The sequence below is a fragment of the Leptospira perdikensis genome (genome assembly GCF_004769575.1).
GTDB lineage: Bacteria > Spirochaetota > Leptospiria > Leptospirales > Leptospiraceae > Leptospira_A > Leptospira_A perdikensis.
Genome location: NZ_RQGA01000011.1, coordinates 45,041 through 61,277, shown reverse-complemented (window position 1 = coordinate 61,277; position 16,237 = coordinate 45,041). Strand labels below are relative to the sequence as shown.

Here is a 16,237-nt window from a genome sequence, read left to right as displayed (position 1 = left end):
GATTAGTACTTATAAGCCTTATCTTCTTGGATGAATTTTTTTGTTGTTGTTGCCGTAAGATTGACTGGTGCTGGTTTCACTCGGTTGAGAGCACTACCAACATTTCCCGTATTATTAATTTGTGGATTGTAATCAAACACACTCACTGTTGCTAAATCAGTTCTCCATTTGTAGTCTGCAGGTATTTGATTGATACTTGAGTCTGTATGTGCTGCTATGAGAGCGGTCCACTCTACTAGAGAACCGTCATAAAATGCAGTTGGGTAACCTAAAACATTGAGAGCAGCAAATCCGTTGACCTGTGCTTCGAAATTTGTTCTACATTGACTAATGACTGTTTTCCCTGCAGAATAACCTTTGTTCGTAAAGATTGCAGCGAGTGCAGCTTTGGATTTGTATCGGTATCCATTGGCAAATGCAGTTGCCGTAACTCCCGCCGTACTCCCTGAATCAGGAATTCCTTCGAACAATGCAAGCCAAGGGAAAGAAATAGCACCTTTAATATTTCCTTCAAAAGGAACATATGTTTTCCCTGCTGTATTTGCTGAGTTGGCATCACCAGATGCAGCCCATACTACAGGAGCACCAGCTGAATCCCAACCAGTTGTGATGTACTGAGTTACATTTCCATTCACTCCGGCAGTCCTTGAACCTGATGCTCCAAATTGTGCAGTTGGTCTTGCATCAATTAAAAATTGAGAACTAGTAATTCCAAAAACACTAGTTGTTGCCAAATTGTTCTTAGCAATTTCGTAAATATCTTCTAACCCAAGTGTAATTGCTGTATTATCCACACGGATTTGGCGAATGCTAAAGGAAGTTTTGGTTGTTGGTAGAGTGGATTTTGTCGTACTTGTTTGAGCAGATTGTATCAAATTATTCGTGATATTATATCGAAGGTTTCCATTTAAAATGGCCAAATGTTTGATATCAACACCCCAATAACGTAACCAATAAAATCCTCTTGTGATATCTTGAATGGCACCAGCAGCAGTGGCAGTTGCTGCCGCAGGATCAGAGGCAACGGTTGTTCCGTTTCCTGTTCCGGCAGCAAAAACAATCAAATCTTTTGTTGGATCAATATTATAGGTATTCAACCAATCGTCGATGAAAGTGCCATTGGCTTGATAACGAATTGAATTTGTGAAAAGACCTGCATCTCGAGTTTGGTTGAATCGAAATCCACCTGAGGGAAGGTCTGGAGTTGTATAATCATTCAAAAGATAAACATACACTCCCGAATTTGGTTCTGATTTTACATAAGCGTTATGACCATCTCCGGCGACGCGGTTTGCCGCATCTGTTTGTAAGATAATCAAGTTCCCTGTAATTCCAGGTGGTTTGTTTGCCTGCCAATTGCTGACCCAAGAGTTCAGTGTAGTACCTGTAATCAGACCCCACTTGTTTTCATTGTAATCTGCAGCGGATTCATTCGTAAGCTCTGAAACAGTATTTACCTTAATTTGGTTCGCGGCAAAAAGAAGTAGGCCTGCTAGTAGTGTGTTGCTGTCTTCTTTCTTTTCTGCACAAGATACCGAGAAGGAAAGTAGGAGGAAAGTTGTGATAGATCGGATCCATTTTTGAATCATGGAGTTCTCCTTAGTTTTATTCTTAAGCTCGATTTCGTAAGAAGGGCTCTTAAGGGGAAGAGTAATCCGCTATAGCGGAAAGTAAATCTGTTAAAATGGAGCAATCGACTGGAAAACCGTCCAGGATTTTGGAATTGGATGTGGGATCGTTCATTTCTCGTCATTTTCCGAGCAAAATGATTCTAAATCGTAAGATTTAATTTATGTTAGGTGATGTTAGAACGATGTCAAAGGTTTCAAGAGGAAAATAATCTATTTAGACTTGCCAAAAATTCCGACAATTTCATTTTAAAAAAACGCTAGGCGTACATATATACCTAGTGGAAAACGATTTAACACTTGCCCCACTGTTCACAGTGGCCTGGAGGATATAAAATGGCAGATTTCGATAAAATTAAGTCAATCATCGTAGAACAACTTGGCGTTGATGAGTCAGAAGTAACACCTGAGGCTCACTTCATCAATGATCTTGGTGCTGACTCTCTTGATACAGTTGAGTTAGTTATGGCTCTTGAAGAAGAGTTTGGTGTGGAAATTTCTGACGAAGACGCAGAAAAAATCCAAACCGTAGGCGATGTAATTAAATTCATCGATAAACTTAAGGGGTAATTCCCAATCCAAAAACCGGGTTCCTTTCATAGAGGAACCCGGATCTTTGTACCTTGCCGAACTCGATTCGTATCAAACTTCCCCCCGAAAGAATTTCCTCTCTCAAAGAACTTCAATCTCTTACAAAAACCCAGTTTAAGGATATTTCGCTTCTCCACCTAGCGTTTGTTCATAGGTCATTTGCAAATGAAGACTCGGATCGTTATCTATCTGATAATGAACGTTTGGAGTTTTTAGGAGACTCGGTTCTTGGTATCCTTGCTGCCGAGTTTTTATACCAGTCCCTTCCCAAAGGAAAAGAAGGAAAATTAGCCAAATTAAAAAGTAAAATGGTTTCTGCTCCTGCCATTGCGAAGTTAGCAAGAGCGTATCGATTTCCTGAATTTTTACTTCTAGGTCGAGGGGAGAGAGAAAAAGGGGAATCTAATACCAATCTCCAAGCAGATAGCTTTGAAGCCTTCCTTGGTGCTCTTTACCTGGACCAAGGCCTTGAGATTTGCCGTAAATTCCTCACACCTCATTTTCAGGTGATGGAAAAGGGAGTTGATGATGCAGAAGAGACAAAAGATTACAAAACCATTTTGCAGGAATTTTGCCAAAAGAAATGGAAAAAATTACCTGAATATTCTGTGATGAAAGAAGAGGGTCCTGACCACGACAAAGAGTTTCTAGTTTCTGTTCTTTGCGAAAGTCATTTCCAAACCAATGGGGAAGGAAAAAACAAACGTCGGGCAGAACAGATGGCAGCAAAGGCCGCTCTCCGTTTTCTAAAAATACTATGATTGAATTTTTATTAAAATCCAAATCGATGCGGGTTCGTGTGGCAGCCCTCATCCAAGATCCTAAAGGTAAAATTTTGCTTGTACAACAGCAAAAAAAACAATCGGGGTATTGGTTACTTCCTGGCGGTGGAATTGAATTTGGGGAGTCGGGAGAAGAGGCCCTCAAACGAGAACTAAAAGAAGAGTTGTCTCTGGAAGTAAGCCAAGTAGAATTTTTATTTTTAAATGAATCCATTGATCCACATAAAAAACGCCATCTCATCCAAATTGTTTTTTTAACTAAGGTAAAAGCTTTGTTACCAGTTCTCAATCCCAAAGAAAAGGCCATTTCTGGATTTGGATATTTTACAACTAAAGAAATTTTATCTATGGACATTCGTCCGGATATAAAACATTACTTCCGGGCTAAAAGTACAAATAAACCTAGATATATTTCCAGCCCATGGGTGAATGAACCATGAAGTTGTCGGAACGTGAAATTATAGGACAGGGTTTTCGTTACCCGATTGAATTACACGAAGACTTCCAAGGCCTGGCTGAAAAACTAAATGCACTTCCAAAAGTCTCTAAAGTCTATGTCCTTACGAGCCGTGAAATTGCTGGGATCTACGAAAAATACATAACCAAAGAACTAAAAACCCTAAAAGTTCCTTTTTCTTTTATTTATTTAAAACCTGGTGAAAAGAACAAACACATCGATCGAGTGAAAAAAGTCTACAACCAACTCATTGAAACGGATGCAGACAGAAAGGCTGTGGTCATCGCTTTTGGTGGAGGTGTTGTTGGAGACTTTGCCGGCTTCATTGCCGCCACCTATCAAAGGGGAATACGGTTTGTACAAGTTCCTACAACTCTCTTAGCTTGTGTTGATTCATCTGTTGGCGGAAAGGTTGCAGTCAATGTAGATTCTGGAAAAAATATGGTAGGTGCTTTTTACCAACCAGAGTTTGTATTTGCACCTCTATTTACTCTTTCCACTTTACCAGAAAAGGAATGGAGTTGTGGTCTTGCTGAAATCACAAAACACGCATTTCTTGATGGGGGCAGCTTTTTAGATAAAATTTCCAAGTCAAAACGATCTGATTTTTATGCCGATTCACCAACTCTTCGTTATGCGATTGAGGAGTCAGTACGAGTGAAATCAGGGATTGTTTCACAAGATGAAAAAGAATCCGGGTTACGTGCGGTATTGAACTTAGGTCATACCACAGGCCATGCCATCGAATCCTTAACTCAGTATAAAAAATATTCACATGGTGAAGCTGTGGCTGTTGGCCTTGTTACAGCCTTAATGTTATCACGTGAACTTGCTGGGTTTTCTGATTCTAATTTTCAAAAAGCAATCACACTAATGAAACAATTAGAATTACCAACCGTGTTAGAGGAAAAGCCTGACTTGGTTCTGGGACATATGGAACATGATAAAAAAAAGGAAGGTTCTTCCTTGAAGTTTGTTTTATTAGAAGATTTTGGAAAACCGAAGTTTGGTGTTTCTATTGAAAGAAAAACAATTCTTGAAATTCTAAAACGTCAAAGAGGAAAGTTCTAGAATGGGTGGAGGTAGTTTTAAAGAATTCTATTTGGATTTAAATCCACTAACGTTGCTAATACGGTCGAATCGTGATTTTGCGGAAACTATGATCCTATTTGGATACATGGTTGTGTTTGCTGTTTTCTCTTATAAAATTACTATGATTCTTGTCGAAAGAATCAAACCAGCTCCTGATGCCGTCCATGAGTACAATCGCCGGAAAGTGGCTCGTATGGGTTTCCTTTTGGTTTTCGGCATTGCTTACCTACCGATTATTTTTTCTAGTTTGTCATTACTGCCAACTGTCCTTGGTCTTGCGGGTGCCGGGATTGTCATTTCACTCAAAGAAGTTTGGTTGAATATGGTCGGTTGGTTTATGATTATGGGAGCCAATGGATTTAAAGTAGGAGACCGGATCGAACTTGATAACATCAAAGGTGATGTTGTCAATATTGGTTTTTTTAAATTCACATTACTCGAAATTGCATCTGACCCAAGGTTCGAACAATCCACGAACAGACTCATTCATTTTCCCAATTATAATATTGTTCTACACCGTTTTTTCATCGTTTCAGAAACGATGGATTTTGTTTGGGATGAATTTAAAGTTTATTTAGATATTAGTTCCAATTGGGAAAAAGCAGAAAAAATTTGTGCCCAAATCCTACATGAAGAATTGGTATTAGCACCTGAGCTCGTGGAATCAAAAATTCGTGAGATGTCAAAAAACTATCTAGTGAGACTTGGCAAAACCACTCCCATTGTGTATACTTCCTTAGAACCTGAAGGAACCATTCTTATGTGTTTACGTTACCTCACACCAATAAGGTCTAAACGACTTAACCGAATCCTTATCTCCAAAGAAATCCTTATTAAGTTCAAAAATGAAAATGACATCCACATCCACACCCATTAAAGACAATTCAATTTGGATTTTTATATCCTTATTAACTTTTATATTGTTAGTTGGTATAGGTTTTGGCCCTTGTAAGGCTACGGCCGAAAGACCAAGTTCAGTTCCTAAAGAGGCTGGGTTTGAAAAGAAAACCAACCACTACCAATGGACCGGCGAAGGTTTATACCGGGAATGGTATGAAAATGGGAATCTCGTAGCAGAGGTTCCGGTGAATGGTTTGGCCCAACCTGATGGATATGGAAGGAAACTCAATTATCTGACAGGGACTACAATCATGGAAGGTAAGTTTATCAATGGGGAGAGAGATGGGCTTTGGAAGTTTTATTTTTCTGATGGGAAACCTTATATTGAACAAAATTACAAACCGGGAAACAGAAAAAAACAACTCTGGATCCAAACTTCTGAACTTGGGAATGAAACAGGATCTTATCATCGTTACTTCCGCAGTGGTCGTTTGAACGAAAAAGGTTTTTTTGATGGTGGTTTTCGCACGGGAGACTGGGTGCGTTATTACCCAGATACAAAAGTGGAAGAAAAAGGAAGTTATGAGAACGATAAAAAAGTAGGGGAATGGTTGTATTATTATCCTACAGGAACAAAAGAAGCTTCAGAATTGTATTCCAATGAGGGAGAACTATTATCGCGTTCTACTTATTATCCAAGTGGAGAATTATGGTGTTTGTTGCGTAAAGGAAAAGAACCAGAGTGCCATTAGGCACTCCTGATACCCGTTGAAGGAATTAGAATTCGGTAGCTTTGCCGAATAATCCCAAATTGTTTTGGATAAGGTCGATATTAAAGAGCAAGAGACTAAATAAAAATGTTACAAAAAGTACAATTAAAATTGTACTAAACACTGCCCAGAAACTATTTCTTAAAAATCTAAATTGTAAATAAGCAAAACTAACAGCTAAGTTTTTCCAATTGTTGAGATTTGGTTCCCCACCCACTTTTTTGTAATTGAAGATATAGAACAAAGACAATAGTCCCAGTAAAAAGAAGATAAAGTAACTGAATTCACTGACATAGTGTTTTTGTAGTAGAAAGAGTGGAATGTAAATTAAGTTCCCAATTAAAATTCCAATAATGATGATAATGATCACATGAAAGATGGGAGAAAAAATAGATCCTGTTTTTGTGTTACCTGGAGATCTACCTTCTTCTTCTAATGAGGAAGAAAACTGTAGGGATTGAAATCCTTCTGCCAATTCTTTGTTTTTTAAAATCGAACGGTATGCTATCGCACTTGCCACATAAGTAAAAACTAAAAAGGTAAAATAGAAATATGATGGAATTTCTTTTTGTACCATTAGATTGAGTTGGTAAAATATCTTAGGTAACAGTACAACAAGAGAAACTGGGTAAAAAACATTTGCTAAAGACTTATGAAACCAAACGCGGAAAACATAAGAGACTGATGTCGAAAAAGTTAACAATAAATAAAATAAAGAAAGTCCTAGAAGTAGTTTTTGGCCCACTAAAACTCGTTTGATATTGTCTTTCGTTTCTTCTTGTTCCGTATCAACGGGAAGTTCTCTGGATTCTAACTCTACCAAAAAAGATTCTAAGTAAGAAATTCGATTCAAAACGCCATTTTCAGCGATAACTTTGGGTTTCATCGATTCCATCGCTGATTCTGAATTTTCCGTTGTGATGTAATCAGGAAATTGAACTGAATAATCAACAAACAGAGAATGAATGATGACTATGGCAATGAATAGAGGGGTAAGGATTGGAAGTTGTTTTTTAAATTTTTCCATAGAGATATTATAAAATCACAAAAATAGTCATCATACCAATGGCTAGGACTACTAACATAATGATGTAAGGCCATAAGTGAAAACTTTCATCAGCAGAAAGTGTAGGATTTTGTTTTGCTTTTGAAACTGTTGCCGTAGGAGAAGCTACAGAACTCATGATATTGGCGGCACCGTGTTGTGCATCAGTTGTTTTGATTTTTACTGAGTTTTCTTCCTCAATGATTTTACCGTATACTTGTTCATTAATTTTGATAACGACTTCCGAAAAATTTTTGTTATTTGAGATATTAACGATTTTGGCAGGGATTTGTTTGATAGCTCCAGATTCTTCCTTAAGCTCCAATGAGTTAATAATGGAGTCAGTGATAACATCTCCCGGAACCAAACGAATGTAAACATTATCGCCTGTTTTTAGTTCTACGAGCGGAACTCCATTGACCGGGGAAAGTTGAAATTTGAATTGAACAATTTGTTTGTCCGCAGGGACTAAAAATCCAGATGTTTGTGGAACTGGAGTTGGTGGAGGTGCTTCCTTCTTTGCAATTTCCTCTTCATCGACTGTTGTTTTCGAAAGATCGTTTGGATCAATGAGTTCAAAATGGATTTCTACTTTGGGTTCCGAGTTTCCAGCCGTTCTTTTGTGCATTTCGCTAAAAACAAAGTCCAATCGGTCTGTTAGGTTGTGATCCATATAGTGAAGGATTTCTTCCAAGAAACTTTCAGACCCAAATTTGGTTTTGATCAGCTCCTGCAAAGACTTGGTAATGTTTTTTTGCTGTTCCCCTTTGTAGATTACCCTCTGCATCCGGTTGTAAAAGTCCTGGAAAGTGGAACGAATGGGCAAAAGGGATAGCGGACTTGTACATGAAACTCCCTCATACTTCACCGATTTGGTTTCCACCGGGTCTATGACTGCCGCAATCATGGTGTAGACCATATTCGCTTCGTCTCGTAGGTTTACTTTGACAGAATAATAGTTTGGTGTCTCAGGCATAAGGTTCTTTTTTGACAGTATCCATCTTTAGAAGAAAGCTGTCAAAAAGATTAGGTCATCATGGGAATCGTCTCTTTAATCACAATCCGTTACATCCGAGGATCCAGAGTGCTGGGTTTTCTCTCCATCAAATCCAGGCTGTCGTTCATTGTTATGGCAGTCGGAGTGGGACTCCTAGTAGTAGTCCTCTCCATTTTCAACGGATTCCAAAAACAAGTGAAGGAATCACTTTGGCAAGGAGGCCCTCATATTACCATTGAGAACTCTTATGGCTCTGGTGCGATTTATGATTACGAAAAGGTCATTGCTCACCTTAAGGCCGACCCCAAACTTGCGGAGTCCTTTGTTTCTGTTGAAGGGAATATCACAAGCCATGGTCTCATCCAAAGTAATAATAACTTTAATCCGATTATGATCCGCGCAGTTCCCGTAGACTCCGTAGAAAAATTGGTGGAAAATGGACTTCCGAACTTCCCGCGGATTTTACAATACGATCGGGATGAAATTCAATCCTTCAATAAGAAGAAACTCGTGGTAGTGGGAAAAGAAATGAGTGCCATTTACGGGTATGGGTTGGGTCGAGAAATTACAATGGCAGTTCCTGGAGGAAGGTTTACGGTCGAACGAGGTGTACAGGTGAATGTACAAACCTTTCGTTTGGTTGGATTATTTAAAACGGGTTATTATAATTATGATTCTAAGTTTGTGTTTTTGTCTCTGCCACAGGCTCAAGAATTTTTTAAAATGGAAGGTGCTGTCAATCAAGTTGCGATTAAGGTTCGTTCACTTGATGATTTGAAACTTACAAAACAAAGAATCTTATCTCGGTTAAACGAAGATAATTGGAATCAGAAAATTCAAGATGAAACTTCTTGGTCGGTGCGAACCATCGCAGAAGAACAGGAAAACTTTTTGGCAGCCTTAAGACTTGAAAAAACAATCATCTCCATCATTGTTTTTCTTTTTATCGTTCTTGCTGCTCTTGGTATGGTTGCAACGGTGCACTCGCTCATCCGCGCAAAACGCAGATCTATCGGAACCTTAAAAGCACTTGGTCTAGCTTCCAATGATATTTTATTGATCTTTACTTTGAATGCAATGATCGTCGGGATTTTATCTTCTCTTGTCGGTGGGATGACGGGGATCTTTATTGCGACCCAACTGGAAGTCATCATCAATGCCATCTCTGAGATTATCAATGGTGTGGGGAGTTTACTAAATCCTGGTGATTGGGATCCCGTGGAACTCGTTCCGAAAGATATTTATTACTTCGATCATATCCCTGTGGATATCGATATTTCCTTTATTTTTATGGTGACAACTGCCGCAACCATCCTTTCTGGACTTGCTGGTTACTTCCCTGCACGTATGGCTGCTAATCTAAACCCTGTGGATACAATACGAAATGACTGATATCAATACAAAACCAACTGTTTCTGTTCGCAAATTAGAAAAATACTACCAGGTTGTAGATAAACGTTATCATATCATTTCGGGACTCGATTTCGAAGTGTTACCTGGTGAAATTGTATCTGTAGAAGGAGCCTCGGGTGTGGGTAAGTCCACACTTCTTAATATCCTTGGTGCGATGGATTCGTTTGACGACGGTGAGGTGGAAGTTTGCGGAGTGAGTTTAAAAAATCTTACTGAAAAACAAAGGGAATCTTTTCGTGCTGAAAAAATTTCTTTTATTTTTCAACAACATCTTTTGTTACCAGATTTCACTGCTTTAGAAAATGTAATGATGCCACTACTCATTGCCAGAATGAATCCAAGTACAGCTAAAATACAAGCGACAGAGATTTTAAAAAAAGTAGGCCTTGGGGAGAGGACTGGAAGTTTTCCTTCGCAACTATCTGGAGGAGAAAGTGCCCGGGTTGGTGTCGCACGTGCCCTTGTAGGAAGAAGGCAACTGATTTTGGCTGATGAACCTACGGGGAATTTGGATCGTGATAACTCACGTCACCTAATGGATCTGATCAAAGAACTCCAAAACGAATTTAAGTTTTCTTTGATTCTTGTGACTCATGACTTGGAACTTGCCTCCATGGCTCACAAAAGAAATCGGATCGTTTCTGGACAATTAACTCCAGTTTCCTAAAATGATTTTTTGCCGATTTTGCGGAACCAAAGAAATTCAGTTTCGTAAAAGCGGTAAGTTCGGTTGTGCCAATTGTGTTCAAGTTTTTGAATACCCAAAACCAAATGAAAAAAGAAAAATTCCCGAAATCCAAATCCAAACGTTAGAAAAGTTTATAAAAGAGAATTTAGGTTCTTTCACTCTTATTTCTTTGCGAACCCGAATCACAAGAAATCTAAAATCAAGTTTGTTCCCTTTTTATGATCCATTGATTGATAAATCTAAACAATTGTTAGTTGATACTGGGATGGATTTATATCAGTACCCAAACGAGTTTGAAAAAAATCTCGGTTCCCAAGAAATCCAAGAACCGAGGATGGGTATTTATTTAGGCTCCGAAGACCATATTCGCTGGGAAACCATTTTACCAAGATGGGAGAAGGAAGGCCGCGAATCGGCGAAAATTCCGAGGGGAAAAGTTTCCCTTTTCCGGTTTTTGTTCCAAAAAAAATATTGGGCTACCCTCCCGGAACTCGGGTTTATTTCCTCCTGCCCTACCAATTTGGGTAAGGGAAGGCGGGATTCGATCTTACTCGGACTCACCCCAGGGATCGTTTCTGAGTTTTTTTCAATTTTACAAACTCTTGTCAAATTTGGTATAGAATTTGCTCCTTCCACCGATCATAGATTTAGGAACATCGGAAAAGACCGAGTTCTTGTCGTAAAAATCTCGTGGAAGAACATTAGAGTCGTTCAAAAACGTCAGTTTTACAAAATTCTTAGTTTACTAGGCTCCTATTAAACCGGTACGGTCATGATGGGAACAAGGACGTTCGTCTAATTAATAAAGGCAGGGTGCGGCATGTTGGAATTCACCAAAAGAGCAAAAAGAGTCATCAACGAAATCGCCCAAGATGAGGCTAAACGTTTAGGTTCCGATTTTATCGGTCCAGAACACATTCTACTTGGGCTTCTCCGGGAGGAGGACTCTGTCGCGATTAAGATTCTTACGAATCTAAATATCAATTTAAACGAACTCCGTAAAGAAGTCGAAAAAAGAACTCGAGAGGGTTCTGGTGCCTTGCTTTTGGATGTAAGCCAAGGACAAGACAAATACCAAAAAATGATCGAAGTTTCTAAAGAGGAAGCAAAACGCCTCAAACATAACTATGTAGGAACGGAACACATTCTTTTGGCACTACTTCGCGATAACAATAATATCGCCGGTGGATCGTTATCATCTTTCAGCGTAAATTATAACGTCATTAAATCTGAGATTTTACGTCTTCTTGGAGCTCCACCATCTGGTGCTGTGGGTGGAACTACGGGTACACAAGGTGCAACTCAAGGCCAAACACAACAACAAACGGCCCCAAGACAAGAAAAGAGTAAAACTCCGATTTTGGATGAGTTTGCAAGAGATTTAACACAACTCGCTCGCGAGAAAAAATTGGATCCGGTCATTGGTCGTTCCAAAGAAATCGAAAGGGTGATTCAGATTCTTTCTCGTAAAACAAAAAACAACCCAGTTCTCGTAGGCGAATCGGGTGTGGGTAAAACTGCGATTGTTGAGGGCCTTGCGCAGGCTGTGATTGAGAAGTTGGTTCCGGATTTATTATTCGATAAACGAGTGTTATCGCTTGATTTGGCAAGCCTCATTGCAGGTACTAAATACCGTGGTGAGTTTGAAGAACGATTGAAAAAAATCATGAAAGAAATCGTTACTTCTCAAAACATCATCATCTTTATCGATGAGTTACATACTCTGATTGGAGCCGGTGCGGCAGAAGGCGCAGTAGATGCAGCAAACATCTTAAAACCAGCTCTTGCTCGTGGGGAGTTACAATGTATTGGTGCCACAACTAATAATGAATATCGTAAGTACATTGAAAAAGATTCTGCTTTGGAAAGACGATTCCAAATGGTGAAGGTTCTTGAACCTTCTGTAGATGATGCGGTTCTCATCCTAGATGGTTTGAAAAAAGCATACGAAGCACATCATAAGGTTCGTTATTCGGAAAAAGCGATCGAACAAGCGGTTAAGTTATCTCACCGTTATATCAACGATCGTTTTTTACCAGACAAAGCCATTGATATCATTGATGAAGCAGGAGCTAAGGCTCGTCTTGCAAACTGCCAACGTCCGAATGAAATCAAAGAAATTGAAGAAGAAATCAAAGGTCTTTCTGTTAAAAAAGAAGATTTGGTTCGTAGCCAAGAGTATGAAAAGGCAGCTGCGGTTCGCGATGAAGTGAATCGTAAAAAAGGCCAATTGGAAGAAAAAACCAAACAGTGGCAAGAACGTATGGAAGGTTATGCGGTATCGATTGAAGAAGAAGATATCCTTTCTGTTGTGAGCCTCTGGACCGGAATTCCGTTGAAAAAAATGGAACAATCGGAAAATGCAAAACTTCTCAATTTGGAAGAAGACATCAAAGGAAGGATTGTCGGCCAGACCGAAGCCATCGAAAAAGTGGCACGTGCCGTCAGACGTTCTCGCACAGGACTCAAGAGTGAAAAACGACCTACAGGATCGTTTATTTTCCTTGGGCCAACAGGTGTAGGAAAAACAGAACTTGCAAAAGCGCTCGCAGAGCAACTGTTTGGTTCTGAAGACAATATGCTTCGTATCGATATGTCCGAATACATGGAACCTCATGCAGTTTCTCGTCTGATAGGAGCTCCTCCAGGTTACGTAGGATATGATGATGGTGGTCAACTCACCGAATTCGTAAGAAGAAAACCATATAGTTTGGTTTTACTCGACGAAATCGAAAAGGCACATCATGATCTTTTCAATATCCTACTTCAAATTATGGAAGAAGGAAATTTGACGGATACCAAAGGAAGAAAAGTAAACTTCCGAGATACCATCATTATCATGACTTCGAACATTGCTGCGAAAGAAATTTCCAAAGGTGGACGATTGGGTTTTGAGGATTTTGCTGAAGAAAGAGAAACTTACAAAGCAGAACAAGCTAGGGAACAATTGAAAAAACACTTCAATCCAGAGTTCCTTAACCGTGTGGATGAAGTTGTTTATTTTGCTCCTCTCAAAAAAGAAGAGATCGTTAGCATTGTGGATATCATGTTGAAAGACTTTAACAAACGTCTGACTGAAAAGAAAGTCATTGTTGAACTTTCGCAAACATCAAAAGAACATTTTGCAACCATTGGATACGACCAAAACTATGGAGCACGACCACTTCGACGTGTGTTCCAAAGAGAATTGGAAGATTATATGGCAGTACAATCTTTGAAAGGTGTTTATGATAACCCAACTAAGATCCTAGTTGATTTTGCAGAAGGAAAACTCGTTTATTCAGAAACTCCTTGGACTGACTTCAAAGAGGTTCCGAAAAAAGATGACGGTTCTTCTCCAAGTGCCGAGGAAAAAGATTTGGCTCTCGTTTAGAGAGCCTTTCGGAAAGGCGAACGGTAATGGCTATCCTCATTCCCCTCGTCTTTCTGTTTTCTTATTTTTTCATTCGTAAGGTTTGGTTCCAACTTCGGAAAATCCGCACAGTTGGAACAATCGAACGGATCGAGCTGGGTTACATTCGCCCCAACCTCATTCTCCCTGAAGTCAAAGTTTTTTATAAATATTACTTTCAGTCAGGACTTTATTTTGGCTCGGGTTATCTGAACCTTTCCGATTTCTTACCAACCCAAGAATTCCATGTCCATCTGGGCCCGGGCGAAAACCCCATTTTGTATACGGCAGACACGGAAATCATCACGGAAGAACATATCGAACATTACTTGCTTTCTAAAGGGGGAAGCGTTTTCCTATACCTGGACCCCATCGAACCCTATCATTCCAGGATAGATTCGGTCAATTTGAACTCCATTACAGTTCCATCGGATCTTTTATGAAACATTTGATTTACGCTTTTGCTATTACTTGTCTTTTCGTAACATCCCTTTACTCTCAAGAAAAAGAACAGGTCGGTTCTGCTTACTTTCAGGCTGTTGATGAATATAAAGTCAAAAATTACAACAAATCCATCGAACTTGTCAAAAGTCTTTTGACCGATGGAAAATCGTCTTACGAATTTTATGCACTCCTTGCATTTAACTATGACAAGTTGAATGATTTCGAAAATTCTTATAAAAATATTTTAGAAGCAAGAAAACGTAAACCCGACGATGAAGATCTTCTACAAGGTAGTCTTGCGATTCTAACTCGTCATAAAAAATGGAAACCTGCCATTGAACTTGCTGAAAAAACAATTCCGTTGTACCCACAAAATCCTGAAGTAAGGTATTTTTATGCCTTAGCACTTTCTGAGAGAGGAGCTTCTAAAACGGCGCTTTCCCAAATTGAAAAAGCAAAGGCTGGAAGTCCTAGTGACTTTCGTATGTTGGAGTTAGAAGGTAAAATTTACTATAACTTAAAAAATTATGATAAAGCAGATGTTAGTTTAAGGTGGGCTTCTTCTTTAAACCCGAACTCTCCTGAAATTTGGAACAACTTAGCTCTTGTCCAAGAGTCTTTATATAAAACAAATAAAAAGTTGGGCAAAAAATCTCAAGCAAACACCTATTTGACGGAAGCTAAGGAATGTATCCAAAAAGCTTCTGATTTGAATGGCGAAAGTAATACCATTAAAGAAAATTCCAAACGGATCGTAGCACTCAGCGACTTGTGAAAATTAAATTTCATACACTTGGATGTCGGTTGAATTTTTTTGAAACCGATGGTATGTACTCTGTTCTGAAAGATAAAGGTTTTTCCCTCGCAGAAGCTGAGGAAAAGGCTGAATACATCGTTGTCAATACATGTACAGTGACGAACAAAGCCGATGTAAAAAATAGAAATATCATCCGTAATGCCATTCGCACTAATCCTGGAGCAAAGGTTTATGTAACAGGATGTTATGCAGAAACAGATAAAGAAATTTTACAAAACATTCCTGGTGTGTTTGGTGTTTTTGGAAATACAGAAAAAAGTTCCCTTCCTTATAAGATTCTTGAGGATTGGGAAGGGAAAGAAACATACCCAGATCAGGTTTTAGATAGATTTTCCTATTCGGATGTTTTGCCTGAAGGTCACACTCGTGCATACTTAAAAATCCAAGACGGATGTAACAGAAAATGTTCTTACTGTAAAATTCCAGCTGCGAGAGGGCTTGGTGTTAGTAGAAATTATAACGATGTTTTAGACCAAGTCAGATACTTACAGGACAACGGGGTTGGAGAAATTCAGCTAACGGGTGTAAACTTAGGCTGGTACAGACTTGAAAATGGAGAAAAAGGTTTCCTTAACCTTCTCGAAGGGATCTTAAAGATTTTAGAGTATTCGCGGATTCGTCTTTCCTCGATTGAACCACCCGATGTAGGATCAGGTTTACTCGATCTAATGAAACACCCTAGGTTCTGTAAATTTTTGCATGTTCCCATTCAAAGCGGAAGCCGTAAAATTCTGAAGGATATGAAACGGACTTACCATCCGGATGCGTTTCGTACAAGAATCGAACTTGCAAAAGAAAAACTCCCCAATTTATTCCTTGGAACTGATGTGATTGTAGGGTTTCCTTCTGAAACAGAGTTAGAGTTTCAAGAAACAAAACAATTGTTACGTGAACTTGGGTTTGCAAAATTACATGTATTTCCTTACTCTGTCCGTAAGGGAACCAGTGCTGAATCTTTTGGAGATCCCATTCCTGGTGATGAGAAAAAACGTAGAGTTTTGGATTTGATGTCCCTTAGTTCTGAACTTCATACAAGGTATGCGGAGACTGTGATTGGTAAATCCTACGAAGCTATCTTAGAAAACGATGGCCGGTTTGTTACCGACAATTACCTCAAAGGTCGTCTGGCCGATTCTTTCCGCTTTGATACCTTACAAAATGGCCAATTTGTTGATGTTAGGTGTTTGGAATACAAACCTGCAAAAGACAAAGAAGGTGAGTTTGTATTCGGTTTGTCTCTTTAGTTTCCACTAGAAAAAGAATTTCCAAATACTTTCAATTG

Annotated in this window: 16 protein-coding genes; 13 read left to right on the top strand and 3 right to left on the bottom strand. The window is 39.1% G+C overall.

All coding sequences use genetic code 11. The annotated features are described in order from the left end of the window. Window positions 1-2: 2 nt before the first annotated feature. Window positions 3-1,589 (bottom strand): sulfurtransferase, encoded by a 1,587-nt coding sequence (locus EHQ49_RS10330; protein ID WP_135579091.1) that lies wholly within the window; start codon window positions 1,587-1,589, stop codon window positions 3-5. 375 nt (window positions 1,590-1,964) lie between these two features. On the opposite strand from EHQ49_RS10330, the gene acpP reads away from it, so the two are divergent. Genes acpP through EHQ49_RS10300 form a run of 6 tightly spaced genes read left to right on the top strand, consistent with a single transcriptional unit; the run spans window position 1,965 to window position 6,142 of the window. Further along, entirely contained in the window at window positions 1,965-2,198 is a 234-nt protein-coding gene (acpP, locus tag EHQ49_RS10325; RefSeq protein WP_100744393.1) for an acyl carrier protein, read from the top strand. Window positions 2,199-2,251: 53 nt separating this feature from the next. Beyond that, complete coding sequence (gene rnc / locus EHQ49_RS10320) at window positions 2,252-2,980, top strand: ribonuclease III (RefSeq protein WP_135579089.1); 729 nt, start codon at window positions 2,252-2,254, stop codon at window positions 2,978-2,980. Further along, window positions 2,977-3,441 (top strand): NUDIX domain-containing protein, encoded by a 465-nt coding sequence (locus EHQ49_RS10315; RefSeq protein ID WP_135579087.1) that lies wholly within the window; start codon window positions 2,977-2,979, stop codon window positions 3,439-3,441. Before rnc ends, EHQ49_RS10315 begins: the two co-directional genes overlap by 4 nt. After that, complete coding sequence (gene aroB / locus EHQ49_RS10310; protein ID WP_135579085.1) at window positions 3,438-4,529, top strand: 3-dehydroquinate synthase; 1,092 nt, start codon at window positions 3,438-3,440, stop codon at window positions 4,527-4,529. Before EHQ49_RS10315 ends, aroB begins: the two co-directional genes overlap by 4 nt. A gap of 1 nt (window position 4,530) precedes the next feature. After that, window positions 4,531-5,427, top strand: a complete 897-nt coding sequence (locus EHQ49_RS10305; protein ID WP_135579083.1) for a mechanosensitive ion channel family protein — start codon at window positions 4,531-4,533, stop codon at window positions 5,425-5,427. Further along, window positions 5,402-6,142 (top strand): toxin-antitoxin system YwqK family antitoxin, encoded by a 741-nt coding sequence (locus tag EHQ49_RS10300; protein WP_208732200.1) that lies wholly within the window; start codon window positions 5,402-5,404, stop codon window positions 6,140-6,142. The genes EHQ49_RS10305 and EHQ49_RS10300 overlap by 26 nt, the downstream gene beginning before the upstream one ends. 25 nt (window positions 6,143-6,167) lie before the next feature. Here the strand turns inward: EHQ49_RS10300 and EHQ49_RS10295 are convergent, their stop codons facing one another. Continuing rightward, on the bottom strand, window positions 6,168-7,187 hold the full coding sequence (locus tag EHQ49_RS10295; protein ID WP_135579079.1) for an LIC_10230 family protein: 1,020 nt from the start codon (window positions 7,185-7,187) through the stop codon (window positions 6,168-6,170). Window positions 7,188-7,194: 7 nt separating this feature from the next. Then, on the bottom strand, window positions 7,195-8,181 hold the full coding sequence (locus tag EHQ49_RS10290; RefSeq protein WP_135579077.1) for a hypothetical protein: 987 nt from the start codon (window positions 8,179-8,181) through the stop codon (window positions 7,195-7,197). A 60-nt stretch (window positions 8,182-8,241) separates the two neighbouring features. Here EHQ49_RS10290 and EHQ49_RS10285 point away from each other — a divergent pair, with 60 nt between their 5' ends. The 7 genes from EHQ49_RS10285 to mtaB are packed head-to-tail and all read left to right on the top strand — an operon-like array spanning window position 8,242 to window position 16,199. Next, window positions 8,242-9,594: an ABC transporter permease gene (locus tag EHQ49_RS10285; protein ID WP_208732199.1), complete on the top strand. Its 1,353-nt coding sequence runs from the start codon at window positions 8,242-8,244 to the stop codon at window positions 9,592-9,594. Then, window positions 9,587-10,282, top strand: a complete 696-nt coding sequence (locus EHQ49_RS10280; protein WP_135579075.1) for an ABC transporter ATP-binding protein — start codon at window positions 9,587-9,589, stop codon at window positions 10,280-10,282. The genes EHQ49_RS10285 and EHQ49_RS10280 overlap by 8 nt, the downstream gene beginning before the upstream one ends. 1 nt (window position 10,283) lies before the next feature. After that, window positions 10,284-11,063 carry an ATP--guanido phosphotransferase gene (locus EHQ49_RS10275; RefSeq protein WP_135579074.1) on the top strand — a complete coding sequence of 260 codons (780 nt, stop codon included), beginning with the start codon at window positions 10,284-10,286 and terminating at the stop codon, window positions 11,061-11,063. Window positions 11,064-11,123: 60 nt separating this feature from the next. Further along, entirely contained in the window at window positions 11,124-13,676 is a 2,553-nt protein-coding gene (locus EHQ49_RS10270) for an ATP-dependent Clp protease ATP-binding subunit (protein WP_135579073.1), read from the top strand. Between the two features lie 26 nt (window positions 13,677-13,702). After that, window positions 13,703-14,137, top strand: a complete 435-nt coding sequence (locus EHQ49_RS10265; RefSeq protein ID WP_135579072.1) for a hypothetical protein — start codon at window positions 13,703-13,705, stop codon at window positions 14,135-14,137. Next, window positions 14,134-14,913 (top strand): tetratricopeptide repeat protein, encoded by a 780-nt coding sequence (locus EHQ49_RS10260; protein WP_135579071.1) that lies wholly within the window; start codon window positions 14,134-14,136, stop codon window positions 14,911-14,913. Before EHQ49_RS10265 ends, EHQ49_RS10260 begins: the two co-directional genes overlap by 4 nt. Then, the gene (gene mtaB / locus EHQ49_RS10255) at window positions 14,910-16,199 is read left to right on the top strand and encodes a tRNA (N(6)-L-threonylcarbamoyladenosine(37)-C(2))-methylthiotransferase MtaB (protein WP_135579070.1); all 1,290 of its coding nucleotides are present in this window, start codon (window positions 14,910-14,912) and stop codon (window positions 16,197-16,199) included. Before EHQ49_RS10260 ends, mtaB begins: the two co-directional genes overlap by 4 nt. Window positions 16,200-16,237 lie beyond the last annotated feature (38 nt).

Coding starts and splice junctions, on each gene's coding strand:
- EHQ49_RS10305 (WP_135579083.1), top strand. CDS start 4,531: ATGGGTGGAGGTAGTTTTAAAGAATTCTATTTGGATTTAAATCCACTA.
- EHQ49_RS10330 (WP_135579091.1), bottom strand. CDS start 1,589: ATGATTCAAAAATGGATCCGATCTATCACAACTTTCCTCCTACTTTCC.
- EHQ49_RS10315 (WP_135579087.1), top strand. CDS start 2,977: ATGATTGAATTTTTATTAAAATCCAAATCGATGCGGGTTCGTGTGGCA.
- EHQ49_RS10280 (WP_135579075.1), top strand. CDS start 9,587: ATGACTGATATCAATACAAAACCAACTGTTTCTGTTCGCAAATTAGAA.
- EHQ49_RS10290 (WP_135579077.1), bottom strand. CDS start 8,181: ATGCCTGAGACACCAAACTATTATTCTGTCAAAGTAAACCTACGAGAC.
- aroB (WP_135579085.1), top strand. CDS start 3,438: ATGAAGTTGTCGGAACGTGAAATTATAGGACAGGGTTTTCGTTACCCG.
- EHQ49_RS10270 (WP_135579073.1), top strand. CDS start 11,124: ATGTTGGAATTCACCAAAAGAGCAAAAAGAGTCATCAACGAAATCGCC.
- EHQ49_RS10260 (WP_135579071.1), top strand. CDS start 14,134: ATGAAACATTTGATTTACGCTTTTGCTATTACTTGTCTTTTCGTAACA.
- EHQ49_RS10300 (WP_208732200.1), top strand. CDS start 5,402: ATGACATCCACATCCACACCCATTAAAGACAATTCAATTTGGATTTTT.
- EHQ49_RS10285 (WP_208732199.1), top strand. CDS start 8,242: ATGGGAATCGTCTCTTTAATCACAATCCGTTACATCCGAGGATCCAGA.
- EHQ49_RS10295 (WP_135579079.1), bottom strand. CDS start 7,187: ATGGAAAAATTTAAAAAACAACTTCCAATCCTTACCCCTCTATTCATT.
- EHQ49_RS10265 (WP_135579072.1), top strand. CDS start 13,703: ATGGCTATCCTCATTCCCCTCGTCTTTCTGTTTTCTTATTTTTTCATT.
- EHQ49_RS10275 (WP_135579074.1), top strand. CDS start 10,284: ATGATTTTTTGCCGATTTTGCGGAACCAAAGAAATTCAGTTTCGTAAA.
- acpP (WP_100744393.1), top strand. CDS start 1,965: ATGGCAGATTTCGATAAAATTAAGTCAATCATCGTAGAACAACTTGGC.